This window comes from Pseudoalteromonas sp. 0802, assembly GCF_013350085.1.
Taxonomy (GTDB): Bacteria; Pseudomonadota; Gammaproteobacteria; order Enterobacterales; family Alteromonadaceae; genus Pseudoalteromonas.
In genome coordinates this window covers 170,504-196,421 of sequence record NZ_JABVXE010000005.1, presented here as the reverse complement: position 1 = coordinate 196,421, position 25,918 = coordinate 170,504, and the positions used below count along the sequence as shown (strand labels likewise).

Annotated in this window: 25 protein-coding genes and 1 pseudogene; 8 read left to right on the top strand and 18 right to left on the bottom strand. The window is 41.4% G+C overall.

What is annotated here, in order from left to right; all coding sequences use genetic code 11:
• Window positions 1–13: 13 nt before the first annotated feature.
• Genes yjjG through HUS61_RS11525 form a run of 3 tightly spaced genes read right to left on the bottom strand, consistent with a single transcriptional unit; the run spans window position 14 to window position 2,188 of the window.
• Window positions 14–688, bottom strand: a complete 675-nt coding sequence (yjjG, locus tag HUS61_RS11535; protein WP_054561044.1) for a pyrimidine 5'-nucleotidase — start codon at window positions 686–688, stop codon at window positions 14–16.
• Between the two features lie 11 nt (window positions 689–699).
• On the bottom strand, window positions 700–1,239 hold the full coding sequence (gene yjjX / locus HUS61_RS11530) for an inosine/xanthosine triphosphatase (RefSeq protein ID WP_175082496.1): 540 nt from the start codon (window positions 1,237–1,239) through the stop codon (window positions 700–702).
• Between the two features lie 49 nt (window positions 1,240–1,288).
• Window positions 1,289–2,188 carry a phosphoribulokinase gene (locus tag HUS61_RS11525; protein ID WP_054561042.1) on the bottom strand — a complete coding sequence of 300 codons (900 nt, stop codon included), beginning with the start codon at window positions 2,186–2,188 and terminating at the stop codon, window positions 1,289–1,291.
• A 230-nt stretch (window positions 2,189–2,418) separates the two neighbouring features.
• Between HUS61_RS11525 and HUS61_RS11520 the strand changes: the two genes are divergently transcribed.
• Window positions 2,419–3,288, top strand: coding sequence for a hypothetical protein (locus tag HUS61_RS11520; protein WP_175082495.1), 870 nt, complete (start codon window positions 2,419–2,421; stop codon window positions 3,286–3,288).
• 1 nt (window position 3,289) lies between these two features.
• Window positions 3,290–3,418, top strand: coding sequence for a hypothetical protein (locus HUS61_RS21635; RefSeq protein ID WP_258535991.1), 129 nt, complete (start codon window positions 3,290–3,292; stop codon window positions 3,416–3,418).
• Between the two features lie 39 nt (window positions 3,419–3,457).
• Here HUS61_RS21635 and HUS61_RS11515 read toward each other — a convergent pair whose 3' ends face one another.
• The 6 genes and pseudogenes from HUS61_RS11515 to HUS61_RS11490 all read right to left on the bottom strand — a co-directional run bounded on the left by HUS61_RS11515 (window position 3,458) and on the right by HUS61_RS11490 (window position 8,960).
• Window positions 3,458–6,028: a M1 family metallopeptidase gene (locus HUS61_RS11515; protein ID WP_175082494.1), complete on the bottom strand. Its 2,571-nt coding sequence runs from the start codon at window positions 6,026–6,028 to the stop codon at window positions 3,458–3,460.
• 112 nt (window positions 6,029–6,140) lie between these two features.
• A complete protein-coding gene (locus tag HUS61_RS11510) occupies window positions 6,141–6,818 on the bottom strand; it encodes a hypothetical protein (RefSeq protein WP_062566485.1) in 678 nt (225 codons plus the stop codon).
• Window positions 6,819–7,035: 217 nt separating this feature from the next.
• Window positions 7,036–7,386, bottom strand: a complete 351-nt coding sequence (locus HUS61_RS11505; RefSeq protein ID WP_054552718.1) for a DUF2750 domain-containing protein — start codon at window positions 7,384–7,386, stop codon at window positions 7,036–7,038.
• Between the two features lie 17 nt (window positions 7,387–7,403).
• Window positions 7,404–7,982: pseudogene (locus tag HUS61_RS11500) on the bottom strand (glutathione S-transferase family protein).
• A gap of 48 nt (window positions 7,983–8,030) precedes the next feature.
• Window positions 8,031–8,312, bottom strand: a complete 282-nt coding sequence (locus HUS61_RS11495) for a peptidylprolyl isomerase (RefSeq protein WP_054552716.1) — start codon at window positions 8,310–8,312, stop codon at window positions 8,031–8,033.
• A gap of 72 nt (window positions 8,313–8,384) precedes the next feature.
• Window positions 8,385–8,960: a glutathione peroxidase gene (locus HUS61_RS11490; RefSeq protein ID WP_054561036.1), complete on the bottom strand. Its 576-nt coding sequence runs from the start codon at window positions 8,958–8,960 to the stop codon at window positions 8,385–8,387.
• Between the two features lie 75 nt (window positions 8,961–9,035).
• Between HUS61_RS11490 and HUS61_RS11485 the strand changes: the two genes are divergently transcribed.
• From HUS61_RS11485 to HUS61_RS11475, 3 genes are all read left to right on the top strand, one after another.
• On the top strand, window positions 9,036–9,527 hold the full coding sequence (locus HUS61_RS11485; RefSeq protein ID WP_175082493.1) for a GNAT family N-acetyltransferase: 492 nt from the start codon (window positions 9,036–9,038) through the stop codon (window positions 9,525–9,527).
• Between the two features lie 144 nt (window positions 9,528–9,671).
• The gene (locus tag HUS61_RS11480; protein WP_175082531.1) at window positions 9,672–11,621 is read left to right on the top strand and encodes an ATP-binding protein; all 1,950 of its coding nucleotides are present in this window, start codon (window positions 9,672–9,674) and stop codon (window positions 11,619–11,621) included.
• A gap of 19 nt (window positions 11,622–11,640) precedes the next feature.
• Window positions 11,641–12,768: a PleD family two-component system response regulator gene (locus HUS61_RS11475; protein ID WP_058585888.1), complete on the top strand. Its 1,128-nt coding sequence runs from the start codon at window positions 11,641–11,643 to the stop codon at window positions 12,766–12,768.
• A 20-nt stretch (window positions 12,769–12,788) separates the two neighbouring features.
• Here HUS61_RS11475 and queG read toward each other — a convergent pair whose 3' ends face one another.
• The 8 genes from queG to HUS61_RS11435 all read right to left on the bottom strand — a co-directional run bounded on the left by queG (window position 12,789) and on the right by HUS61_RS11435 (window position 20,870).
• Window positions 12,789–13,922, bottom strand: coding sequence for a tRNA epoxyqueuosine(34) reductase QueG (gene queG, locus HUS61_RS11470; RefSeq protein ID WP_175082530.1), 1,134 nt, complete (start codon window positions 13,920–13,922; stop codon window positions 12,789–12,791).
• 70 nt (window positions 13,923–13,992) lie between these two features.
• Window positions 13,993–14,655 (bottom strand): hypothetical protein, encoded by a 663-nt coding sequence (locus HUS61_RS11465; protein WP_175082492.1) that lies wholly within the window; start codon window positions 14,653–14,655, stop codon window positions 13,993–13,995.
• 60 nt (window positions 14,656–14,715) lie between these two features.
• On the bottom strand, window positions 14,716–15,933 hold the full coding sequence (locus HUS61_RS11460; protein ID WP_175082529.1) for a methyl-accepting chemotaxis protein: 1,218 nt from the start codon (window positions 15,931–15,933) through the stop codon (window positions 14,716–14,718).
• Window positions 15,934–16,017: 84 nt separating this feature from the next.
• Window positions 16,018–16,716 (bottom strand): glycerophosphodiester phosphodiesterase family protein, encoded by a 699-nt coding sequence (locus HUS61_RS11455; protein WP_054561032.1) that lies wholly within the window; start codon window positions 16,714–16,716, stop codon window positions 16,018–16,020.
• Window positions 16,713–17,579: a DMT family transporter gene (locus HUS61_RS11450; RefSeq protein ID WP_175082491.1), complete on the bottom strand. Its 867-nt coding sequence runs from the start codon at window positions 17,577–17,579 to the stop codon at window positions 16,713–16,715. The genes HUS61_RS11455 and HUS61_RS11450 overlap by 4 nt, the downstream gene beginning before the upstream one ends.
• An 87-nt stretch (window positions 17,580–17,666) precedes the next feature.
• Window positions 17,667–19,193 (bottom strand): polyamine aminopropyltransferase, encoded by a 1,527-nt coding sequence (locus HUS61_RS11445; RefSeq protein WP_175082490.1) that lies wholly within the window; start codon window positions 19,191–19,193, stop codon window positions 17,667–17,669.
• Window positions 19,183–20,001, bottom strand: a complete 819-nt coding sequence (locus HUS61_RS11440; protein ID WP_175082489.1) for a hypothetical protein — start codon at window positions 19,999–20,001, stop codon at window positions 19,183–19,185. Before HUS61_RS11440 ends, HUS61_RS11445 begins: the two co-directional genes overlap by 11 nt.
• Window positions 20,002–20,021: 20 nt before the next feature.
• Window positions 20,022–20,870: a DUF350 domain-containing protein gene (locus HUS61_RS11435; protein WP_058585883.1), complete on the bottom strand. Its 849-nt coding sequence runs from the start codon at window positions 20,868–20,870 to the stop codon at window positions 20,022–20,024.
• A gap of 181 nt (window positions 20,871–21,051) precedes the next feature.
• Between HUS61_RS11435 and rnr the strand changes: the two genes are divergently transcribed.
• Both rnr and rlmB read left to right on the top strand, forming a co-directional pair.
• Window positions 21,052–23,535 carry a ribonuclease R gene (rnr, locus tag HUS61_RS11430; RefSeq protein ID WP_175082488.1) on the top strand — a complete coding sequence of 828 codons (2,484 nt, stop codon included), beginning with the start codon at window positions 21,052–21,054 and terminating at the stop codon, window positions 23,533–23,535.
• Complete coding sequence (gene rlmB, locus HUS61_RS11425) at window positions 23,532–24,278, top strand: 23S rRNA (guanosine(2251)-2'-O)-methyltransferase RlmB (RefSeq protein WP_054561023.1); 747 nt, start codon at window positions 23,532–23,534, stop codon at window positions 24,276–24,278. The genes rnr and rlmB overlap by 4 nt, the downstream gene beginning before the upstream one ends.
• A 68-nt stretch (window positions 24,279–24,346) precedes the next feature.
• Here the strand turns inward: rlmB and HUS61_RS11420 are convergent, their stop codons facing one another.
• Window positions 24,347–25,273, bottom strand: coding sequence for a manganese-dependent inorganic pyrophosphatase (locus tag HUS61_RS11420; protein WP_054552703.1), 927 nt, complete (start codon window positions 25,271–25,273; stop codon window positions 24,347–24,349).
• A gap of 151 nt (window positions 25,274–25,424) precedes the next feature.
• Between HUS61_RS11420 and HUS61_RS11415 the strand changes: the two genes are divergently transcribed.
• A complete protein-coding gene (locus tag HUS61_RS11415; RefSeq protein ID WP_175082487.1) occupies window positions 25,425–25,916 on the top strand; it encodes a hypothetical protein in 492 nt (163 codons plus the stop codon).
• Window positions 25,917–25,918: the final 2 nt, after the last annotated feature.

Here is a 25,918-nt window from a genome sequence, read left to right as displayed (position 1 = left end):
CTATTATCAAGAATTATAAGCCTAAAATAGCTTCAAGCTCGACCAACTGATTGATTTGATAAGTTGGTTTAATATCCTCTGGTAGCTCAACTCCCGGGTGTTGTAACCAACACGTGTCGATACCCACATTGTGACCACCTAAAATATCGCTGGCAGCGGTATCACCTACCATTAAAATCTGCTCTTTTGGCGGATTCCCCATCAATTGAAATGTATGTTGAAAAATCTCTGGGGCAGGCTTTGCTTTACCGACTAACTCTGAAATAACTAGCCAATCGAACATATCCTGTAAACCGGTGTGCTCTAGGCGTTTTTGTTGTAACTTAGCAAACCCATTGGTAATAATGCCTAGCTTGGCGTGTGGTTTTAACTTTGTAAGCAAGTCAACTGCACCAGGTAATGGCACACAAATAGATGCCATAGCATCCAAGAAGCCATCGTTAAGCTCTTTTGCTGGCACATCGAGTCTATTAGCCCATTCTGTAAAGCGAGTTATCTGTAGCTCACTGGCGGTAATTTCATGCTTTTGATAAGCAACCCAAAGCGGCTTATTGGTTGCTTGGTAATGATGATAATCTGACTCAGTAAATTCTACGCCGTAATGTGCAAACATCACTTTTAAACCTTCGAATGCATTAAAACTAAATAGCGTTTCATCTGCATCGAATAATACGTGGCTATACTTCATGGTTATCCTAATTACTGGTTGAATAGGGTAGGGTGTGAAAATGGCGCCATGGCCAATGTCAGCGCTTGTATATAAGTACTTTCGCGCGTGGCAAGGTGATTGGTTAATAAGCCAATAGCACCACCTTGTTGTTTGATATTAACGGTATTGAACGCCTCATCCATGACATCACCTAGTTCTTTACCAGCTAGCAAGGCATCGTAAAAAGGTTGCGGTAACGGTAGGTTACTACTGCGACCAACGCTAAATTGCTGCTTGTTTGCAATCACTACAAAGGCAAAGGTTGCAGCGCCATAACTAAATTGTTCTGCGCCGCCTTCCATTGCTGCATAAAAGTCGGCGTCAAAGTGATCTTGGCAATACTTAACACGGTTTTCAGCGCCGATACGGGTTTCATCTTCGCCTAGCGGCTGATCAGGCACACCAGAAGGTGCATCTTCACCTTTGCATTCAATGGTATGATTTGGGAAATAAAGACTAAAGACATGTTTAGCCGCGTTAATTTTAACGGGGTTCTTTGAACCAACAATAACACGTAAAGTTTGTTTCAAGCCGACGACTCCATTGTTTTCACCAGAGTCAGCAGTGTACCCGAGTGAGTTAAATCGGCAAGTCAACCGGGGCTAAATTTTCAAGGGCGCGTTTTTTCAAAATAATATCTTTGATCAACGGCGTTAGCACAAGCTCCATAGCTAAGCCCATTTTGCCTCCAGGTACCACAAGGGTATTGATACGAGACATAAAGCTGCCTTCAATCATGCTCAAATAGTACGGAAAATCGACGTCATCTATGCCACGAAAGCGAATAACAACAAAGCTTTCGTCTAAAGAAGGAATATCTTTCGCGCTGAATGGGTTTGAGGTATCAACCGTTGGCACTCGCTGGAAGTTAATATGAGTACGCGAAAACTGCGGAGTAATATGATTTATGTAATCGTCCATCGAGCGCACAATAGAGCCCATTACCGCTTCACGAGAGTGGCCTCGTTCAGAGGTGTCACGAATGAGCTTTTGGATCCACTCAAGGTTGATAATAGGCACCATACCAATCAATAAATCGACATGCTTAGCAACATCATGATTCTCATCGACAGCACCACCATGTAGACCTTCATAGAATAAGATATCTGTATTTGATTCTAAGTCTTGCCAAGGGGTAAAGGTGCCCGGTAATTGGTTATAAGGGACCGCTTCGTCGAAAGTATGTAAGTAGCGTCTGATTTTACCTTGCCCGGTTTCGCCATATTGATAAAAAAGCTCCTCAAGGGCGCCAAAATCGTTAGCTTCTCGGCCAAAGTAGCTAATATGCTTGCCTTCTTGTTGTGCTTCACGGACTTTTTTATCCATTTCTGGACGTGTATAACGATGAAAGCTATCGCCTTCGATGAAGGCTGCATCAATGCTTAAGCTTCTAAAAATGTGCTTAATCGCATTGGTGGTTGTAGTAGTCCCCGCCCCAGATGAACCGGTAATAGCGATGATAGGGTGTTTAGCTGACATAATTATTCTCGTTATTGTTGATACCAGTCGACTTGAATTGTTAACCATTCTAGCGTGTTAAATGGTCAGTTACTTAGCTCGATTGGTATTATCGTGCATAAAATCAATCAGTAGAAACTGATAAAAAACGAACACGTCCTAGTTATAAAGGTCGAGCATGGTAAGGTCAAGTGACTGGCGGATTAATTAACGCTATCATGGGCTGATAAAAATTAAAACGAGAGAACAACATGAAATTGATTTCGTCTTTACTTTTCGTCGCAGCAGGGACATTTTTTACCAGTCACGTACATGCAGCGATGCCTAAAAGCGAAATATTACTTGCCGAGTTAGACACCCCATATGGTATGCAGGTGTCGCGAGTAACAGATGATAAAGCTTATAATAATCAGCCATTTTTAGTTGATACAGGGCTTTACTATACCCATGAGGTTGTTGACGAAAATGGCCAGTCACAAACCGATATTGCGTTTTATGACTTTACATCTAAGAGCAGCGTGAATATCACCAACACGCCTGTCAGTGAATACTCGCCTACGCTGATGCCAAATCAGCAAGCCTTGTCGGCAATCGTGGTTGAAGCAGATGGCAAGCAAAAGTTATGGCAGTATCCATTAGCAGAAGAATCTGTTGCTAGCCGAGTTTTTGAATGGATTGAGCCGGTTGGCTACCACGCTTGGGGCGCTGATGAAGACCTGATCATGTTTATCTTAGGTGAGCCGCATACATTGCAATACACTCGTGTTGCAGCTGCTAAACCGCGTGTCATTGCCGGTGATATTGGCCGTACTTTAATTTTTGATAAGCACACAAACAGTTATTTATTTAGTTATAACAAAAACAACCAACATTGGGTTGCACGCTTTGCGCCGCAAACTGAGGAAGTTAGTGATTTATTTAGATTACCTGAGTCGGTGCAAGACTTTGCTTTAATTGACAAAGACACTGTGGCTTATGCGGTTAATAACCGAGTTCATAAGCGCAGTTTGACTGAGCCTGAAGTGGTATCACAGTGGCTTGATTTAAGACGCTTTTGTGATGGTTCAATCTCACGGTTAAATTACAAACAGCGCAAACTGGCATTTGTATGTAATAAGTGAAATGACCCGTTTTCCAACTCGCATTCATAAAAGTGCACAGCCCATTCATTATGGTATTGCATTTAAAGTCACCTCACCTGACGCTGCTGAGCAATTTATAACTAAGTTAACTGCTATTTTAGCGCAATAAAAAAGGGCCACATTGTGGCCCTTTTTGCATTTGCTTTAATTAGCGCTTAAGGAAGCTATTCACCGAGTTTAGCTCACGGTTTTTCAGTGCAATACAATCATTAATGCTTTCTTCAAGCTTACTAAGAGAACGTGCATAACCTGGTACTTCAGTGATTTTATCGTTGAAGAAGGTTTTGGTTTTCTCTAGGCTTTTCGCATCACAGCTTGCCGTCGTGAAGAACGGTAAGTTTGGTACAAAGAACGGCGGTAAGTTCTTAGTGATGGCATCGTAATTGTTGTAAATCCACTCAATAAACAGTGCTTCACGTTCTTTACCATAGCCTAAACCACCTAATAACGTACGCATATCAGAGGCTGTTACGTTATCTGTTAAGCTGTACTCTAGAACCGCTTTTTGTAACTCAGGTTTACCAAAGTAACCCATCGCTGCCAGCATCTTAGTACGCACTTGTGGATCTTTGGTGGTTTTAAAGGTTTGCTTGTACTTTTTAAGTAACTTCGCATCGCCATGGTAAGCCGCAAGGTTTAAGTAAGTTGAGGCTAAATATGGGTCAACATTTTCAGGGTTGTTTAAGTACAGTGCCGCTTGTGCTTTTGCAGTATCAATGACTTTTTGGTCTTGACCATCAAAACCTAAACGGGCAATAACTTGCGCACGCAATTGCGATACAGCTGCATCTTCACCTGCTTTTGCTGTTAAACCATATTGTTTAGCAGCAGGTGCAATGCTGTTACGGATAAACTTAGGCCATAAGTCACGGTTGCTGTCGTCTTCGAATACGCGTTTTTGAGAAGCAAGGTAACCTAACGCTGTGTTTGCTACTAATGGGTGAGCATCACTCACAAAGGCTTCTAAAGTTTGCATTAAGTGAGCCGCAGAGATAACACCTGCATCAAGTAATGAATCAACCGCAGAAAGTAGCGCTAAGCGCTCACGTACCGTTAGCTTGTCAGCAGCGTTCTCTAACAGGGCATTAAACTGAGCATCATCTAATACCCAGCGGTAATAACCCATGGCACCTTGATCTGGGTAGATCCACTCAGGTTCAAAGTCGAGAGTCAGTTGCTGTGTTTCTTTATTCAGCAGTACACTTGCGGTTTTAACTTTGTCGCCTGCACCATACTTAATTGCAACCGGAACATTCCAAAGTTGTGCTGGTGCATCAACGCCAGCATTTACAAAGCGGCTTTGGCTGATATTAATTTTCTTACCATCTTGCGTTACTTTAATAAGTGGGAAAGATGACTGTTCGATAAACGATTTAAGAACACTTGCCACATCTTTATTAGACGCTTCGCCTAGTGCTTGCCATAGATCAGCAGCTTCTGCATTTTTATACGAGAATTTCTTCAAGTAAGCACGAATACCTTGCTGGAATGCCTCTTCGCCAATCCAGTTTTCAACCATAGATAAAACCGCACTCCCTTTACTGTAGGCAAGGCCAAGGCCATCCATGATATCAGCTTCAGTTTTGATTGGCTTACGAATAGGTTTAGTACTTAGACGCGCATCTAGTGCCATCACATGGTTTTGTGGTAAGTCTAAGTGCGACTCAAATTCTGGGTTGATTTGTGCAGTGATTTTCGCTGCCATCCAGCTTGCGAATGCTTCGTTTAACCATAAATCATTCCACCACTTCATAGTCACTAGGTTACCGTACCACTGGTGCGCTAACTCATGGGCAATGATTGATACATTACGCTCTTTTTTGCTACGCGTTGCTGTTGCAAGGTCTACTAGTAAAATGTCTTCACGATAAGTCACTAGGCCTGCGTTTTCCATTGCGCCAAATGGAAACTCAGGCACTGCCACTGAGTCTAGCTTTTTGTATACGTAAGGAATGCCAAAATAATCTTCTAGGGCTTTTAACACACGCGGCATATTTTCTTTTGCGTAATCAGCAAGGTGAATTTTACCTTGCGGAGTCAGTACACGGCCAGGGATTGGCATGCCTTTAATTTCAAGCTCTTCAAACGGGCCCACAGCCATAGCGACTAAGTACGAAGGAATAGGTGGCGTTTTGTCGAAAAAGTGCGTTGTCATATCGCCATCAACTTTGGTTTTTAAAACCGGTGTATTGGCATACACTTTTTGTGATGTTGGCGCTGTGATAGTTAGCTGAAATGGAATTTTATAACTTGGCTCGTCAAAAACCGGGAATGCACGACGCGCATCGCTCATTTCAAATTGGGTGAAAAGATAAGGTGTACCTTGATCTAAAGTTTTATATAAACCAACACTTTGGCGGTTATAAGGTGCGGTAAAATCAACTTTTAAAGTGTATTTACCTGGCTGAATTTTTTCTTCACAAGCGAATTTAACTTTGCCTGTTTTTAGCATTTCAGCACTTAGGTCACAGTTTTCTGCACCTAAAATTTTCGCCATGCTTACTGCATAATCAATACCGTTTAATTCGATATAATTCGTTGCTTTTAGAACCTCTAAAGCAATTTCGGTATGACCAGAAAAATTGTCTTTGGCAGGATCAAGCGTAAGTTCTACTTGTTGTGAGCTAGGCTTGGCAAGCTTTTCGATAACATATTCATTGGCATGGGCAGAGCTAACAGCAAGTGCAACACTCACCGTTAATAGGCTTTTTAAGAACATAAGTATCCCTGATTTTTTGTTGTTAGAAAGGCACCTGCTATGAGGGGCGAATCACCATGCTATCAGGTTTTAATTTGAACAGTAATAAATAGTTAGTAACAAAGTTTGTCAGTTAATTATGGCGGTCAATGAAACGCTGCCAATGCAGTTGCGGGTTTATTTGTCGTATGTTTTGCAGCACGGTATTTAATAACTGCATATCAGCAAAGCGTTGCTCGTTGAAATCTTTAAAACCAAGCAAGTAGTTAAAGGCGTCTTTGCAGTTGGCTTGCAGTGCATGAATTCGCACTTGTTGTTCAAAGTTGAGCCGTAAGCTGCTTATCGCGGTTTTCATACCTTGCTGATCAACAGTAGGAATAGCGCACTTTTGTAAATAACCAGCGCGTTCACCTTCACCCGAAAACCAAATACGTACTTTTTCGCTGTAGCGACCAGATTTAGCGGGTAAATCAAACATCAGTCGTTGCTGATTTTGCTCATTTAAATAGCCTAAGTATTGGTCAAGTCCTGCATCGAGTAATGCATTGTGGATAGGCACATAGCGGGGTTTTATCTTGCCATGTGTATGAAAATCAAAGCAGCGAATTCCATCAAGGGTGACAATATTATCAAGGGTTAAATGGCCAATTTCATCGCTGTAGGCACCGGTGTAATAGGCAAATAAAGGCAGCCAAAAGTGCCAATGCTTAGCTTGTTCACGTGCTAAACGCTGATCACCATAAATGTAACCATTATACAGGGTATGTAATTCCATGGCCGAAAAGGGCCTACGACCAAGATGGGACTTCAACCTAATACCTTGATAATAAAGATGTGTCGAAGAGTATAACTGATATACCCAAACCACCTCAAGATGCGAGCTTCAGTTGGAATTAAAAGCGATTTAGGCAAGGCATTGATTGCAAGTAATAGTGGTTCTATTGTTAAAATCAATATAAGTATCAAGTTTCCAGCTTAACGACACTGCCATAAATACGGCCGTGTCGTTATAAGCTTAAGGATTGCGATTAATCGCAGAGAGCTTTAGCTAAACCAACCGGTTCGATTTCAACGCATACTTGATCATCGTTCCAGTTTAAACCAACAAGCGCATCATCTTCGTTAAGGTCTTCAACCCACTCATCAAGAAATTCATCTAGGCCAATTTCAACAGGGGTATAGTCTTGCCACTCATCTTTACATTGTGCTTTTGCAGCGTCTTCAGTACCCCAAAGTAATAGCACATCTGTGTCGCTAAATTGGTTTGATTCACAGACAACAAAACCACCATCTTCGGCACCCAGTGCCCACATAGATTCGTTCAAACGAACTTTTTCTACAAAGCTAACTAATTCTGATTCAATTTCGATATCGCTCATTTGCGTAACCCTTATCTTTATATTCGTGGATCTGTTTGTTGTACCGCCGCTTTATCGGCGAATTTATGATAAAAATCAACTAAGTTTTCTAGTTGGCTAAAATCAGTTAATTCGCGGAAGCGGATCCAATCTAGTAAGCAGTATAAACTGATGTTGAGGTATTCACAGCTTTTAAATACTGGCTCCGATAAATGAGTATTTAAATAGGCTAATGTTTCAACAATTCGTTCATTCTGTAAATTAAAAAATAGTTTGTCGCTGTTGGTATCAAACCCTGAACGCTGACAAAGTAAAATTTCTACCAGTGAATCATTGCAGGCATTGATAATGGTTAAGTAGTTCTCTTGCTACCAGCTAAGTAACGGCTGATCAGCTTTCTCTAGTAGATAGCGAATAATTGAGTTGGAATCACATAAGGTAAAATCATGGTCGATTAATACAGGAATTTTTCTGGCAGGGTTATGAGCTATCATGGTTTGTCTGTCTTGCTCAGAGAAAATATCCAAATTAATAAAATCAATAGGTAGGTTATTAAGTGTCGCCCAAATCCGAATACGGCGCACAAAAGGTGAGGTAGTAGAGCCTAGTAATTGCATGATGGTAAAAAGCCGCTGTGAAGCGGCTTTTTGAAATCAATTTGTCAATTAGTCAGTACGGCTTGTTACTTCTAGAAGATGATAACCAAACTGAGTTTGTACCGGGCCTTGTACTTGGTTAATTGGTGCAGAGAATACGACTTTGTCGAACTCTGGAACCATCATGCCAGGGCCAAACTCACCTAATGCACCACCATCTTGGCCAGATGGGCAATTAGAATGAGCACGAGCAAGCTCTGCAAAGTCAGCTCCTTGCTCAATTTGCTGTTTTAAATCTAAACAGTGAGCTTCACTGTCTACGAGAATGTGTCTTGCACTGGCTACTGCCATAACATCTCCTAATGTGTGTTTTAGTATTAAATTACTAGTTTAGTTCAATATTTACCGAACGAAAAATTAAATTTATTTTGCTGTTAGCTCAGCTTCAATTGCATCGCGTAAAGTTTGCGATTGTGGCTTAGTTTTACTATTAAAGCGCTGCACTGTCTTACGGTCAGCAGACACTAAATATTTGTAAAAGTTCCAGTTAGGTGAGCTAGTTGCTTCGTTTAGGTGTTTGAATATCGGGTTTGCATCGCTACCGCGAACGGCACTGGTAGCCAGCATATTAAAGGTTACGCCATAATTGATGAAACATACTTTTGCAGTGTCTTTTTCATCGTCTTCTTCTTGGAAAAAGTCATCTGATGGAAACCCTAGTACCACTAAGCCTTGGTCTTTATATTCTTTATGAATAGCCTCTAAGCCTTCAAACTGGCCGGTAAAACCACAATTACTAGCGGTATTTACAATGAGCAGTGGTTTGTCTTTGAATTCGCAGAAGTTAATTGACTCTTTTGAGCGTAACTTTCTCATTGTAACATTGGTAAAGTCATCACATTGGCTGCTTGCTTTAGCAGTTGGCGTAGCCTCAGTAGTTTGTGCTGCAAGGTTGGTTGTTATTAGACCTGCTGCAAGTAACAAAGCATATTTATACATAGTTATTTCCCGCTAGTTATTTGTGATGAATATACGCTAATATGCAGCAAAGTGATCATTTAATTTCAGCTATTTATGACGATTCGCAAAGCAATACAAAACGATTTAACTGACATAGTCGCTATTTATAACGAGACCATCCCTGGGCGTATGGTAACCGCAGATACTGAAGAGGTGTCGGTTGCAGACAAACAAGCTTGGTTTGATAGTCATACAGAGAAAAGACCTATTTTTGTTTTTGAGCAACAAGGTAAAGTGCTTGCTTGGCTGAGTTATAAGTCGTTTTATGGCCGACCTGCCTATGATGGTACCGTTGAAATTAGCATTTACATCACCCAGCAAGCTCAAGGGAGAGGGCTAGGTAAACAATTGCTTACATTTTCAGAACAGCATGCAAAAACACTTAATATCAAGGTGTTATTAGCTTTTATCTTTAGTCATAACCTACCAAGTATAAAACTGTTTAATCGCTTTGATTACAAGGTCTGGGGAGAGCTTCCTGAGATTGCGATCATGGATGATAAAGCCTATAGCCTTACCATTTTAGGAAAGCGTTTAGACAGTTAATTAGCTAAAAAGCTAATAAAAAAATGCGGTACAAATTGTGACCCATTGCGATTTTAGACTACGCTAAAATAGGTATTTATTATTAAGCGAGTCTAGTCTACTGTGCGAAGAATATTGATTGTTGATAGCAATAGTGTTTTAGCAATGCGGGTCAAGGTGCTACTAGAGCTGATTGGCTGTCGAGTTGAGCTATTACATTTTGCAATGGTTGATGATGCTGTTTTAGAGCAAGACTTTGATCTTGTTGCAGCTTCTCATGGTGTACCAACCACTGTTATTAAAACGCTAATGGGAGTGTTCGCACAAGAGCACTTCTTGCTGCTAGCGCCTAAAGCGCAGCGTAGTGATTTACTAGAGCATTTTAGTGAAGTAAATCGCCTATTACCTAATGCTGTGGTGATTTACCCCTTCTTTGCGAATAAAGAAATTAGCTCTTTATTAGAAGGGGTACTTGAGCTCGACAGCGATAATATTCTCCAACTTCCTACCGTGTTACTCGTTGATCACTGCGCAGAACGTTTGGCGCAAATAGCCCTAAACCTAAAAGGGGCACATATTAAAACCTTCACAGCTGATAATACTGCATCTGCTATGGATGTTATTAAAGAGCAGAACATTGATTTACTCATAAGTGATTTTACTTTTACTGATGGCACTGGACTTGAGCTCTTTAATAAGCTCAAAACATGTCAGCCTAATAGCCGCTGTTTACTTTATACTTCTAAACCTGATCAAGTCTCGATGGTGGCAGCTATTCGCCAAGGGGTAGAAGATGTGCTCATCAAGCCGGTTGATGATAATAGCCTGCTGCAATCAGTGCATAAACTTTGGCAAACAGAACTATTAAGGCGACACAACACTGAGTTAGTAGAGCGTTTGCAAAATACAGTTGATGCACTCATCGAAAAAGACAGTCTACTTCGAGTTATTTTTAAACACACACCCGATGCCATCATTCTATTTGAACGTGGTGGTAAGGTTATAGAAACTAACGACGCCTGCGAGCAGCTGTTTGAAAAACCGCTGAAAGAGTTTGAGAATTGCTCTGTTTTTGAATTTTTTGATGTTGCTTCAACTGAGCGCATCAAAGATAAGATTGCGACTTTAAGTAAAAACCGACAATTTAGTTGTGACTTACGACTACTCAAGAAAAATGGCAGTGAGGTGCCTTTAGTTGGCTCGTTTAACGAAATCGACCACCACGGAGAAATTGCGCTAGCGGTGATCTTTAAGAACGTTACGCATCTTAAAGAGAAGGAAGATTTACTCGTTGAAGCTAAAGATTTGCTTGAAGAAGAGGTCAAAGCCCGTACTGCTCAGTTAGAGCATGCTAAAAATGTGGCAGAAGCGGCAAATCATAGTAAATCTGAGTTTTTAGCGAACATGTCTCATGAACTTAGAACACCTATGCATTCTATTTTAAGCTTTGCTCGCTTTGGGCTTGATAAGGTTGCTAATGACGATTTAAGTAAAGACAAGTTAAACAAGTATCTATCTAGAATTGAGCAAAGTGGTGAGCGATTATTATCGCTGCTAAATAACTTACTCGATCTATCAAAGCTCGATGTCGGGAAATTCCCGTTCAATCCGCAAAAGCATAACTTAAGCAATATTATAAAAACCAGCATTGATGATGTGTCGGGCACAGCCCTTGAAAAATGTATTGCTATTCGGCCTATAGGTTTTGAACAAGGCATTGTGCTTGAATGCGACGAAGAACAAATTAATCAAATTATGCGTAACTTGATCGGTAATGCATTGAAGTTTAGTGAGCCGAATAGCGAAATTGATATTAGTTTAGCGGTGAATGAGCAGATGGCCGAAATCGCTGTTATTGACCGCGGAATAGGGATCCCTGAACAAGAGCTTGAAAAGATTTTTGCTAAGTTTGAGCAAAGCAGTAAAACCAACAGTGGTGCGGGAGGCACTGGGCTTGGATTAGCTATTTGTCGGGAATTTGTAGCCTTACATCAAGGCACTATTTCGGCAAGTAACAATGAGTACGGGGGCGCCACTATTTTGGTACGGCTGCCCTTAGAAATAGACTTGCCGCAACACTTGGCAAATGAACAACAGTCTATATCGATGAATTAATAAAGCGGAAGAGATAATCATGGCCTTGAAACGTATTTTAGCGGTTGATGATGAACCATTTAATTTAGAAATTATTGAAGAGATTCTTGAGGATCTCGATTTTGAGCTGAAAATGGTGAATAGCGGCCCAGAATGCTTAGAAGTCGTTGAAGAGTTCGACCCTCAAGTGATTTTACTCGATGTGAGCATGCCACAAATGAGTGGTTACGATGTCTGTCGTAAGCTCAAAGAAAACCCCAATACGCAAAAAATTATTGTGATGTTTGTCTCAGCCAGAGGCACCGTTGAGGAGCGCATGGAAGGTTATTCTGTTGGTGCAGAAGACTACATTGTTAAACCATTTAGCCATAATGAGCTTAAGCTTAAGCTACAACATTTAAATCAAGTACTAATCGAAAAAGAGTCGCTAGAGCAGCAAGTGGAAGATGCTACGTCAACGGCATTTAATGCGATGGCAAACAGCAGTGAAATGGGACAAATTGTTAATTATATTGAGCATATTGGTTCAATAGATAACGAACATGAACTCGGCAAAGCCTTTTTAAACTGTTTAGGTGCGTTTGATTTACAAAGTAATGTGGAGTTTAGATTAGATAACGAAGTATTACATTTCTCTGTGTCGGGTGTGTGCTCGCCGATTGTGATCGAGCTGTTTGAAATGCTGAAAAGCAAAGGTCGATTGCACGAGTTCTCAAATCGGATTTTAGTAAACTATGAAATGATTAGTTTGCTTATCTTAAATATGCCTGGGCAAGACCCCGATAAGCATGGTCGAATTCGAGATCATATTTGCTTTTTAGTCAGTGTTACAGAGCAGCAGCTTAAAGCGATTCTCACGAAGAAAGAGCTTCTTCAGCAACAGCAACAGTTAAATGATGCTGTAGGTAAGGTGCACAGCAAATTTACAGGTTTGATTGAGCTTTTAAATGAAAACCGTATCAATAACGAAGCTGTATTTAAGCGGCTTCAAGAAGACTTAGAAAGTCGCATACCGACCATGGGCTTAGATGAAGACCAAGAGGTGTTTATCTATCAAAAGGTCGACGAAACCATTCAGAACTCAGTGGCTCGAGAGGAGTCTGTAAAAGGGGTTAAAGCGGCCTTTAAAGAAATTGAGAATGACTTATCGCTATTATTAACGCGATAGGGCAAAGCTTGAACTAGTCATCAAGCATCTCTGGGTAGGCCTTTTTCAACAATGCGAATTAAGCGCGCCGTTTTACGAAGCTTTAACTGGCGCTTATTTTTTTGCTGAACAAGTGCCCACTCGATATGCTCAGCGACCAAAGCTGTAGCTGTTGTTAACCTTTGCTCTAAAGCCTCGATTATTTGATCGTTGTAATCAGCATTACCTAAGCCGACAGCGAGGTTTCTTAACCAACGCTCGTGACCAATGCGGCGTATAGGGCTGCCTTCGGTATTTTTAAGAAAGGTAGTTTCATCCCATGCAAATAAAGTCAGTAAGTCTTGATCTTTAAGCTGCTTTCTTGGGTGAAAGTCAGCTTCATCGGTTAGCTGACCATAGCGATTCCATGGACACACTAACTGACAGTCATCACAGCCATAAATACGATTCCCTAACAGTGGGCGATACTCTTCTGGAATCGCGCCTTGCAGTTCAATAGTAAGGTAAGAGATACATTTACGGGCATCGACTACATAAGGCTCGACAATCGCACCGGTTGGGCACAGCGTCATACAGGCAACGCATTTCCCACAGCCTTCAAAGCTATTTTCTTCATCAATAGGGAGCGGTATATCAACAAACAGCTCACCTAAGAAAAACCAAGAGCCCGCCTCTTTATTGATTAATAAGCTATTTTTTCCACGCCAGCCCAAGCCTGCCTTTTCGGCTAGTTGCCTTTCAAGCACGGGGGCTGAGTCAACAAAGGGGCGAAAACCGAGCTGGCCAACTTGCTGCTCTATTTTTTGGCCTAACTTTTTCAGACGGTTGCGAATTAACTTATGATAGTCACGACCCAATGCATAGCGACTAATGTATGCTTTATCAGTCTGTTTGAGGTTTTTAGCAAAGCTTGCATCAGGCGGCAGGTAGTTCATTTTTACTGAGATGACTCGCTGCGTGCCAGGTACCAGCTCTGCTGGGCGCGCTCGCTTCATACCATGGGCTGCCATGTATTCCATCTCACCGTGATAGCCTAAATCTAACCATCGTTGTAGCTGGGCTTCATGCTTCGTTAGGTCAATATCAGTGATCCCGACTTCTGCAAAGCCAAGGTCTTTTCCCCATTGCTTTATTTGCAGTGCGAGTTGTTCATAATCAATAGAAGGAGTTGTCACGGTCAATAAAAAAGTAGCTAAGAAGCGGCTACTTTAACATAGTTTGAGGTAGGCTCTGAACAATAATCACTTATTGTAGGGTAATTCCATCGTCAGTAATAACAGTGATTAGTAAGCCGTACTCGACATTGTTTTCAGTATAAACACGCGATAATCCACCTCTACTGTTTTGCCTCACAGTGTTGTTGCTGATTAAATCATCTAGGCTCTGGCTAATAGTATCTGTATTATCGCTTTGCAGAATAATGCCGCATAGTTGATTTGAGCACTGCATATCATACACAGTAATGTCTGCGTGTTTTTCTTGGTATTTTATTGCTTCATCGTAAACCAGTTCTCTAACTTGCGCTTTGTTGGCATCAGTTAAGCCATTCGCTAATTCAGAAACATAATCTTGAATTTGTGCAAACCCCATTTCATTTAATGGCTGTGTATTAAACACTTTTTGACCGTTTTCTTTGTCTGCTACGAGTTCATCCAATGAGCTTAGTGCACCTATGGAGCTGTCTGTGTCGGTAAAAGCATCGTCAGAACTTAGTGAGTCAGTCTCTTGAGATAATTGCGGGTTTATTTTTGTTTGAAGTGTTGATGACTTAATAGCAAGGGATGCGGTTTCTTCTGCTGTTTCTACAGCCGTAACATTGTGTGTAGTGTTATCCTCGAGCAGGTTAAAAACTTTATAAGTAATAAAAAGCGTGCATAGCGTGAGCACTGCAAAGAAAACATTTTTCATTTAAATCCCTTTTTGATGTTTTCTTATACAGTACTGTAACTAAATGAATTAAGTCAATTTTTACACAAAGCGTTTTAACTGATCTTGGGTTTGTTGGCTCAGTTTGTGTGATTGTTGGCAATCTGCGAGTGATTCATCAATCTGCTGCTTAGCTTGCTCACCCAAAGCCACTATTTGCTCAACCGTTTGATGGGTTTGGGTTTGAGTTTGCTCAAGTAAATGCACCGCGCTGACAATCTGTTGTAGTTGTTGTTGGTTTTGTTCAAATTCGCCAAGCATATTGCTAAAGCCTGTTGAGGTGTTGCTAATTGCTGTTTCCGCTTCACTCGAGTGGCTAATTAGTTGCTCAGACTCTTTATTGGTTTCGCTAACAAGGCTATTCATTTGATTAATAAAGTCACTGATCTGGCGAGTTGCATCGTTTACTTTAACCGATAGCGATCTAACTTCATCGGCAACCACCGCAAAGCCTCGGCCTGCTTCACCGGCACGTGCCGCTTCAATTGCAGCATTTAGGGCAAGTAAATTGGTTTGATCAGAAAACTCTTCAACCATTTTTAAAATGGCACGAATGTTCTCGCTGTTTTCTTTAAGGCCAGACACCGTTGCTGAGAAGTTACCCAAAATTTGGCTAATCATCGCGACCTTTTTAACTAATGCCGATAACTCAGTGGCTGAGTGCTTAACAAAGTTTAAATGTTCACTATTAACATGGTGCACGCTGTCAGTATTTGCTGAGATATTCTCAAGGCTTGAGGTAATTTGGTTGCTTGAATCAGTAATGGTTTGGCTGAATTTTATTTGCTGGTGGCTCATTTCTGCGGTTTGCTGCATTGAATGAGTCATCTTTGAACTACTATCAGCACTGGCTTGTGCACTTTGATAAGTAGTTGCTAATAGGTTTGCTAAATGAACTGTAAAGGTATTGTACTGCTCACTTAAATCACGAAACTCATCATAGGTAAAATGCGGTAACTTGGCAGATAAATCAGCATCATGGCGGTTGATTTGCTCAAGTGTATCGCGCATTGCTTGCACTGGGCGCACAATTAAAAAGCGCATGTAGAAAACAGTAAAAATAAAGCTGGCGACGATAACAAAGGTCATTAACCAAAATAGTCCCATACCAGCTTGTTGCTCTGACAGGCTGCTATAAAGCCAGATCAAAGTAATGGCTTGAAACGCAAACACAAAACCTAAATTACCGACAATCTTACGTGTGAGGGTGTAAAAGAAAGTTTGTTCGATAAAATTGTAAATGCGCATATAGCTACTCATTAAGGTGTTGTGTTGATTCATTTTGGCGTAATTTTTTATTATTCAAAGTCACATAATTCAACAGTATAGCTTAGTTTTGTTGAGTTACAGTGACTGCAGTGTCATTTGTGTATGACACGGAAAATTAGTAAAAATACCATCTACGCCATACTCTAGCATTAATTCGATATCTTCCACTTTATCGACCGTGTAAGCATAAACTTGAAGGCCGCGTTGTTTTGCGTCAGCAACAAACTCATGGTTTATAAAGTTTTTATCTACATGAATGCTATAGGCATGGAGTTTTTGCGCAAACTCGCTGTAATTAATTGGAATAGAAGCGGTGAGTGCACCTATCTTTACCCACGGCAATTTTTGCTTTAGCCACATCAGTTGGTGATGATCGAATGAAGAGACTAACAGGTTATCACGAGAAATTTTCCCAGCGCTAACGTTTGACTCAATAAGCTCTACAAATTTATCTAACGAAAAAGTATGTTTAAGCTCTAAATTAAGCAAGGTTTTATCAGCAACCCAATCGATTGCCTGTTGTAAAGTGGGCACGCACTCGCCATTGCCTGCATCGTATTGTTGAATTTGCTCTTTTGAGCAGGCATTTACCTTACCGCGACCCGAGGTTGTGCGATCAAGCCAAGTATCGTGAATAATCATGTAATCATCAAGGCAGCTTTGCACATCAATTTCGATGCCATCTACTGCTAAATCAACAGCTGCGATAATGGCGCTTTGAGTATTTTCTGGGTAGGTACCACTGGCACCTCTGTGAGCGAATACTTTCATCATTGCTTATACCTACGAGTCACTGACCATGTTTCATAAAAAGCGGCGCTAATCACCAGTGCGCCACCAATAAGAGTGCTAATTGAAGGTTGCTCATGCAAAATTAAAAAAGCGAAAAACGTACCGTATAAAGGCTGCAAACACGATATCAAACCAGCGGTTGAAGCTGATAAGTTTTTTAGGCTTGCTGCAAACAGTGAATGCGGTGCTGCTGTAAAAATACCCCCTACGGTAATTAATAGCAGCCAATTTATTGTATCAACTTGTAATGGTGGTACTTCGACAAAGGCACACAGCATAATGCAGGCGATCCAAGTTTGATAAAGCATGGTTTGTGGGCCGCCATATTGGCTAAAGTAACGTTTGTGAACGATATTTCGAAACGCAAAAAAGAACGCTGACAAAATGCCAATAGCAATACCGAGTGTGACATCATTGCCTAAGCTGGCATCAGGAATAAGTAAATAAATACCAAGCATCACCACCAAGGCGCTAAAAATATCTTTGAGCTGTGGTTTACTGCCATGAAATAGAGGCTCTAAAAATACCGTGATAACAGGGTAAGTAAAAAAGGCAATCATACCGACTGCAATACCTGCTAGTTGCATACCTGCGAAGTAGGTGAGCCAATGTATTCCAACAGTGATACCAAGTAACAAGGCTATAAGGTAGTCGCGACGCGAGTGAAGCTTAATCGCTTTGTGTTGAATTGTAAGTAAGATCAGTAAGGCACAGCCTGCAATTGCTGTTCGGTAAACGGTAATATCTAATGCACTTAAGCTGACTAGCTTTGCGAATAATGCAGTACCACCAAATAGGAGTACTGCAATATGTAAGTATATAAGGCTCTGTTTGTGCGCCTGCATTACAAACCTTGTTATTGTTGTTATTAACTCTCTTTGTAACGGTAATCCTTTACTTTGTAAACTCCCCAAATGGGCTAATCCATTCGTTTAGTTCCAATATTTCCACCCCTGCAAGTAATAGTGCAGCACATTAGGCTCATCAAGGGTCGATACTTTTTCATTGTTAGCGCTAATATCTGGAGTGAAAATAAACAATTGTGCGTCATTTTCTGGGCGGTAAAAGCGGGTTTTAACTGGTAATACTTGTTGGTTACTGCACATCAAGTTGCAAGCCATAACAAAGCCCCATTCGCCAAAAGAGGGCACATTCAAATGATAAGGCAAGGTGTGCGCAAAGCCCGCTGCACTGAGTGTGTTATTGATAGACCAAAATGCGTGTTTCGCAAAAAATGGGCTGGTGGCCTGGGTCACTACAATACCGTTATTTGGTAGTCGTGTTTTTACTAGTTGATAAAACTGCTGACTGTAAAGCCGTGCTAAATTGATTGCTTTTGGATCAGGTAAATCAATAAAAATAATATCGAACAGCTGTTCGTTTTGCTCAATAAACACATAAGCATCTTGATGAATAACCGTCACTTTAGGGTCACTGAGTGAGTGCTTGTTAAGTGTTGTCAGGTTGTGATTAGTTTGCGCAAGCTTAGCTACTGCTGGGTCTAAATCGACTAGGGTAATAGATTCTATTTGCGGGTATTTCAAAAGCTCTCTAGCTGCTAAGCCATCGCCACCGCCTAAAATTAGAATACGTTTGGCATTACCATGGCGCACCATAGCGGGATGAATAAGCGCTTCGTGATAGCGATACTCATCAATCGATGAAAACTGTAAGCCACCGTTTAAATAAAGCCGAATATCATCTTTATGACGAGTCAGTACGATTTGCTGATAGGGCGTTTGTTCTGAGTGCACAACACGGTCATCGTAGATTTGGCTTTGCCAAAGATGGGTGAGCTGTTTGCTAGCAAATAAGCAAAGCACTAATACTGAGCAGACTAAAACTAATGTGAGTCTAAGCACTTTTCGACGATTTGGGCTGATATGGTCGATAAAGTACCACAGCAATAACAGTGCAATACTGAGATTCATTAAGCCAAAGCTTAACGCTGTTTTAAAAACCCCAAGCCAAGGTAAAAATAGAAAAGGAAACAGTAAAGTCGCAAGCAGGGCGCCAAAGTAGTCAATAGATAACACATTAGCGAGGTTTGCTTTTAGCGCATAATGTTTTTCCATTAGGCGACTTAATAGCGGAATTTCTAAACCAATCAAAATCCCTATTAGCGTGGTGAGTAAAATACTAATTGCTTGCAGCGGTAAACCAAACGCATAACAGAAATACAGCAATGGCACACTCAAACCACCAAGTAGCGCAAGTGCTAACTCAAAGCCAATAAAATACACCAGCAATGGCTTATCAGGCACAAAACGCGAAAAATAAGAGCCAACTCCCATTGCCGCCATATAGACGCCAATTGTCAGAGAAAATTGGGTGATGCTATCACCCAAAAAGTAGGCACCAGTGGTTGCGATCAGTAGCTCATAGATAATTGAGCAAAGGCCAGCAACAAAAATACTAAACAGTAAAATGTGGCTTTCGCGAATTGATTTATTTACCACCTGGGCCGCCTCGTGAACGGAAACCTGCACTGCCAATACTTTGTTCACGTAATTGTTTATCAACGCTTATCGTGAGGTGGTGATAGGAGTAAACTTGCCAATCTTGCTCTTTGTCACCTTTGCTATACGCCAAGAAGGAAAAGAAGAGCACGGGTGCTAAAAACAGTAACACAATAGGCCAAACAGAGATGCGCGATTCCATTGCTTTTATAGCTTCAGGGTTTAACTTATTGATTGGTTTATAAGTAATATCGGAGTCTTCACGCTCAGCTTCTAAACGATGCAGCATTACAAATAGCGCTACACCGCCGATGAAGCCAGAAATCCATAACAGCGGTAGCATGAAATTACTGTTACCTTTGATTGGGATAATACGAAACGTATAACTAAAATGTTCGGCACGCTTATTTGGGCCAAACGTACTACTGACGTAGGCGCTATATTGCCCCTTCTTAGGGAAGTGAACATCGTGATGAGTATAATCACGGTACTCAGTCCATTTACCATCTGAATCGCGCCCGGTTTCAGCCCAAAGTTCATCAGAGTAACTAAATAAGTAGTTACCATCAGGGTCAAAAATTTCGATATCAATGGCTTTCCAAGAGTTTAAAGGCAGTCTGCCTTTAATTTCTAAGCGCATCATTTGGCCATCTTCTGGCACTGTAAATAGGTAAGGTTTGTCTTGTCCGTCGTAGTCTTTAAAGTTGCCATATTGGCCACTAATAAGTGGCGCTTGTAGATCTGCACGTATCACTAAGCAAACAACAAATGTGATAGCGGCAATAATAAAAAGCTTATAGATGTTCATCCATTACTCCATAAATAAGCTTAAATAGCGATAGTGATGATAACAGCAACACAGATTGCAATGCTGCTTTCAATAACCGCAACGGCGGTGTTTTTGTCGTGCATTGCTTGGTCGAGTGAAATTTTGCTAAAGATAATTTTATCAACGAGGTAACGCACAATTGGTAAAATTAAAAAGCCAAATAATGCGTCAATAAAGAATAAGCTTAAGCTTTGTTGCCAAGTATGAAAGCCACCAATGAGCGCATGACACAAGATAATAGCTAACGCCAACATAGTGCCTGAAAAGCTAAGTGCAACGGCTTTGTTGCCTTTTTCGAGCTGTTCATGAAGATTAAAAGCAGTGAGGTGATCATAGCCTTTGGCAAAAATGATCAGCATTAGTTGCCCTAAAAAATAAAACACTATGGCTGATAACCAGCTGCCTTCACCGGTTAATGCGCCACCAATGATCAGTGCTGCGGCCATATAGTTTGCTGCTTGTACTAAGCCAACAGCCTCATTTTGTTGGTTAATTAATTGCTCTTGGTTACAGAACAAACGTAGCAGTAATTTGTCATTTAAAATACGTGAGCAGGTTAGCAGCACCATACCTAATACACTGTACAGTGATACATTCATCAAATCGCTTAGCAAACCTTGGCTAGGCCCAGCTAAAACAAAGCCATAAATAATGGTAATTGCCCCTAAGTAGCCGCCAATAGATAAACCCAAGGCACTGTTGGCATTATCTGTTAATTGGCTGGTGGTGTTATAAGGGGTTGCTAAGTTATACGACAGTTTTGCAACGGCTATGATCGCAATGAACAGACCAATATAGGCGCTGTTGTAGGCCATCGTTGCGAGGTAGTGGGTTAAGTTAATATCCATATAATTATGTTAGCTTGTTGTTATTTTCCGAAAATATTAACACAGAGTGTTTGTTGCAAAGAATATCAAAGCTTCATTTTTGGCAGAATTAATCAATTTCTTAAAAGTTTCATAGCTTTTGCCTGTCTCATTGTTAGGTTATGGGTTAAAATAACAACATAACCAACTAACAAGATAGTGAATGTCAAAACAGGATCCAAATCTCAGTCGAGAACAAGAAAAGTACGAAAACCCCGTCCCTAGCCGTGAGTTTATACTTACTCACTTAGAATCTCGCGCCAAACCAGCAAACTTCACACAACTTTGTGACGAATTACATGTGAATGATACAGAGCGTCAAATTGCGTTCAAACGTCGTTTACGTGCTATGGAACGCGATGGTCAACTGTATTTCAATAAGTTTAAATGCTACGCATTGATTGATGAATCAGGCCTGGTTAAAGGCAAGGTCATTGGTCATCGTGACGGATTCGGCTTTTTAGAAGTTGAAGGTGAGAGTAAAGATTGGTTTATCGCAAAGCACCAAATGAATATGGTGTTGCACGGTGACATTGTGCTTGCTAAAGGCAACCGCAAAGGCTCAAGTGGCAAATGCGATGCACGCATCATCAAGGTTCTGACCAATGAGCGAGCCCCGATTGTTGGCCGCTATTTTGTTGAGCATGGTATTGCAGTTGTTGTGGCTGAAGACCCACGCATAACGCAAGATATTATGATACTACCGGGTAGTGAAAATGGCGCGCGCCACAACCAAATGGTGCAGGTGCAAATTACCCAAAACCCAAGCCGACATATGAATGCGGTAGGTAAAGTCACTGAGGTACTGGGTGAGCATTTAGCACCGGGTATGGAAATTGAAGTTGCACTACGCAATCACGATATTCCCCACGTTTGGCCAGAAGCGGTTGAAAAGCAAGTTGCTCATTTAGGTGAGTTTGTTGATGAACAAGCAAAGCAAGGTCGCGTTGATTTACGTGACTTACCGCTAGTTACAATCGACGGTGAAGATGCCCGTGACTTTGACGATGCCGTTTACTGTGAGCGCAAACCATCAGGCGGTTGGCGTTTATGGGTGGCCATTGCCGATGTGTCGCACTACGTAGGAATGAACACTCCTCTGAATAAAGAAGCGATTGAACGTGGTAACTCAGTTTACTTCCCTGAGCAAGTTATTCCGATGCTGCCAAAAGTGCTATCAAATGGCTTGTGCTCATTGAACCCAAAAGTTGACCGTTTATGTATGGTTGCTGAGATGACGGTGTCAGAAGCGGGTAAGTTGTCTGGGTATAAATTTTACGAAGCGGTGATGAATTCACACGCTCGTTTTACCTACACGAAAGTGAATGCGATTTTACAAGGCGATGAAAAGCTGCGTGAAGAGTACGCCAAGATGGTGCCACATTTAACTGACTTACAGCAAATGTACATGGCACTTAAAGCTGCTCGCCAAGAGCGTGGTGCGATTGAGTTTGAAACTTTAGAAACGCGCTTTGTGTTTAATGCACATCGTAAGATCGAATCAATCGTGCCAGTGGTTCGCAATGATGCACACAAACTTATCGAAGAGTGCATGATTTTAGCGAACGTATCGGCAGCCCGATTATTAGAAAAGCACGAGGCGAGTGCGCTTTATCGTGTGCATGATGAGCCTGATGCTGAAAAGCTTGGTTTCTTCAGAAACTTTTTATCAGAGCTTGGTATCGAAACCGCGATTTCTGATGAGCCAACACCAAAAGAAATAACCCAAGTGTTAGCTAAATTAGGCGACCGCCCAGAAGCTGAGCTTATTCAAACCATGTTGCTCCGTTCAATGAAGCAAGCGGTTTATCAGCCAGATAACATTGGTCACTTTGGTTTAGCTTTACCAGCCTATGCCCACTTTACATCGCCAATTCGTCGTTACCCTGATTTAGTGGTGCACCGTGCAATTAAAGCGGTACTTAAAGCGCAAGGTCAGCAAACATCGGGTGAGTATGCCTACACTGATGACGAAGTTGATATTTTAGGTGAGCAGTGTTCAACCACTGAACGCCGTGCTGATGATGCGACTCGCGAAGTGGCAGATTGGCTTAAATGTGAATTTATGCAAGACCATGTTGGTGACGAATTTGGTGGGGTGATCTCATCGGTAACTAACTTTGGTTTATTTGTACGCTTAGATGATTTACAAATCGACGGCATGATCCATGTAACTAACCTGGGCAATGAGTATTTCCATTATGATGGTGCTAAGCATTGCTTGATCGGTGAACAAACTCACACCGTTTATCGTTTAGGCGATAAACTAACGGTTCAGGTGTCATCTGTCAGTCTTGATGAGCGACGCATAAACTTAGTGTTAGCAGGTGAAGCGCAACAAGACCGTTATGCGCGTCGTCGTGGCCGTAGTACCCCTGCAAAACCAAGTGTTCGTGCCCAGCTCAAAGCAGGTAAAATTCCTGGTAAAAAAGCGCAGTCAGGCAGCTTTGAGGCAAAATCAGGCGACAAAGAGAATGAAAAACGTGGCAAGTCTTCACCTTCTAAAGGGCGTAAAAAGCCTAATAGTAAACAAGCTGATGCTGTAAAAGCCGGTAAAAAGAAGAGTAAGAAAAAAGCCACCAAAAAGGCAAAAAGACCGGGTAAGAATGCCCGTAAACGTAATGGCCGAGGAGCAAATAATACGTGAGTAATGAATTAATTTTTGGTTTTCACTCAGTTGAAGCAATATTAGCAAAAGAGCCTGAGCGCTTTTTAGAAATATACGCTTTAAAAGGGCGTGAAGATAAACGTTTAAACCCGGTTATTGACCAAGCACGTAAATTCGGTATTTCTGTACAATTTATGCAGCGTAAAGCGCTTGATAATAAAGCAAATGGTGAGCAGCACCAAGGCATTATCGCTAATGTAAAAGCGGCGCGCATGTACAACGAAAAAGATCTAGATGAGATCATAGCCCGTGAAGAAACGCCTTTCTTATTGGTGCTTGATGGCATTACAGATCCGCATAACTTAGGTGCCTGTTTACGTAGTGCAGATGCTGCGGGCGTACACGCGATTATCGTTCCTAAAGATAAGTCTGCAAAACTTAACGGCACAGCGCGTAAAGTAGCGTGTGGTGCAGCAGAAACAGTGCCATTAGTTCAAGTAACCAATCTTGCGCGTACGCTACGTGAAATTAAAGATGCAGGCGTTTGGGTTGTTGGAACTGCCGGTGAAACAGATACTGAATTATTTGATGCAAACCTAACAGGGCCAATGGCTGTTGTAATGGGTGCAGAAGGGGATGGTATGCGCCGTCTTACTCGTGAGCATTGTGATTTATTAGTTAAAATCCCAATGGCTGGTTCGGTATCTAGTTTAAATGTGTCAGTTGCGACCGGTATTTGTTTATTTGAAGTGTTACGTCAGCGTAATGCAACGCAAATCTAACTACCCCGAAATTTCAGACACAAAAAAAGCCGATGTTACATCGGCTTTTTTGTATCTAACAGTTCTGATTAGATTTTTGCAAAAGCGTCTTGTAGTGGTGGTACTACTTGCTTCTTACGGCTTAATACGCCATCTAACCATACGCGACCGTCTTCTGATTTAACATCATAGGCAGCTTCGATTACTGATACGTCATCAGACGCAATTAGCATTTCTGAGCCTTCTTTCATGATATCAGTTAACAGGAGTAATACTGAGTGGCGACCGCCTTCTTCTTTAAGCTTTGCGATGTCAGCTTCAAGGTCTGCTTTGATCTCATCAAATACAGCAAGGTCGATAACTTCTAGCTGGCCAATACCTACTAGCTTACCGTTCATGTTGAAGTCTTTGAAATCACGCATTACTAAATCACGTGCAGGCGTGCCTTCAACTGCTGATTTAACCTTGAACATTTCCATGCCAAGTTCTTTGAAATCTTCGATGCCAGCGATTTCTGCAAGTGCTTCAACACACTTGATGTCAGCTGTTGTACAAGTTGGTGATTTAAAGATTACAGTGTCGCTTAAGATAGCGCATAACATGATGCCCGCGATATCTTTTGGAATCTCTACATTGTAGAAGTCATACATCATTTTGATGATAGTGTTTGAACAACCCACTGGGCGGATCCAACACTCAAGTGGTGTTGATGATGTTAAGTCGCCTAGTTTGTGGTGATCAACAACACCTACAACACGTGCTTCATCGATGTCATCAGGTGCTTGTGTTTTTTCTGTGTGGTCAACGATATAAACGTCTTCGCCTGCGTAGCTAAGTTTTAGCTCAGGTGCTTCGAAACCGAATTTATCTAGGATAAATTGTGTTTCAGGTGATACTTCACCTAAACGCGTCGGGATCGCAGGTTCATTGATCTGGTTTTTTAAGTAAGCAAGCGCAATTGCACCGCAAATTGAATCTGAATCAGGGATCTTATGACCCACTACATACATTGACATTGACGGAACTCCTTTAAATTTGGCGGATATTTTAGCAAAGTATCGACAGATTGATACATAACAGACATGAAATTTTGTTGATCAATTACAACTGCCAATTAATGTCCTTTTTGGTTACACTTTAAGATATTGAAAACTGAGGAAGATACTGATGCGCTTGAGCCGAAAAGCATGGAATAATGTGGTGATTATTTCGATGCTATTGATGATTTTTTTCTTCAATGGCCTACATAAAAAGCTCAATACACAGCCTGTTGAAGAAGGGGTACAAGCATTACTCCCAGAGCAAAGCTTCATTTTAGAAATGGCATTTCCAGAATTAAAAATCGAGCGTATCGGCACCTCTTGGCGTAGCCAATCACTGCAAGAAACCACATGGCAAGGCGATGAGCAGCAGCTCGAACAACTCGTTGAACTTTGGCAACATCAAAAACTGACTATTGCCAGTCTCCCTGTGAGTAAAATTTCACAGACATCGGCTGATTATGTTGCCTCCGTGTGGCTAGCCGGTGAGCAGTTGCCAGCGGTGTATCAGTTGTACAACATAGATCAGCAATACTATTTATTAGATAAGCGGTTACAACGAGTATTTGAGCTTGAACAAGCTGATGCTGCTAAGTTATTTCCGTTATATCCGTTTTAAGA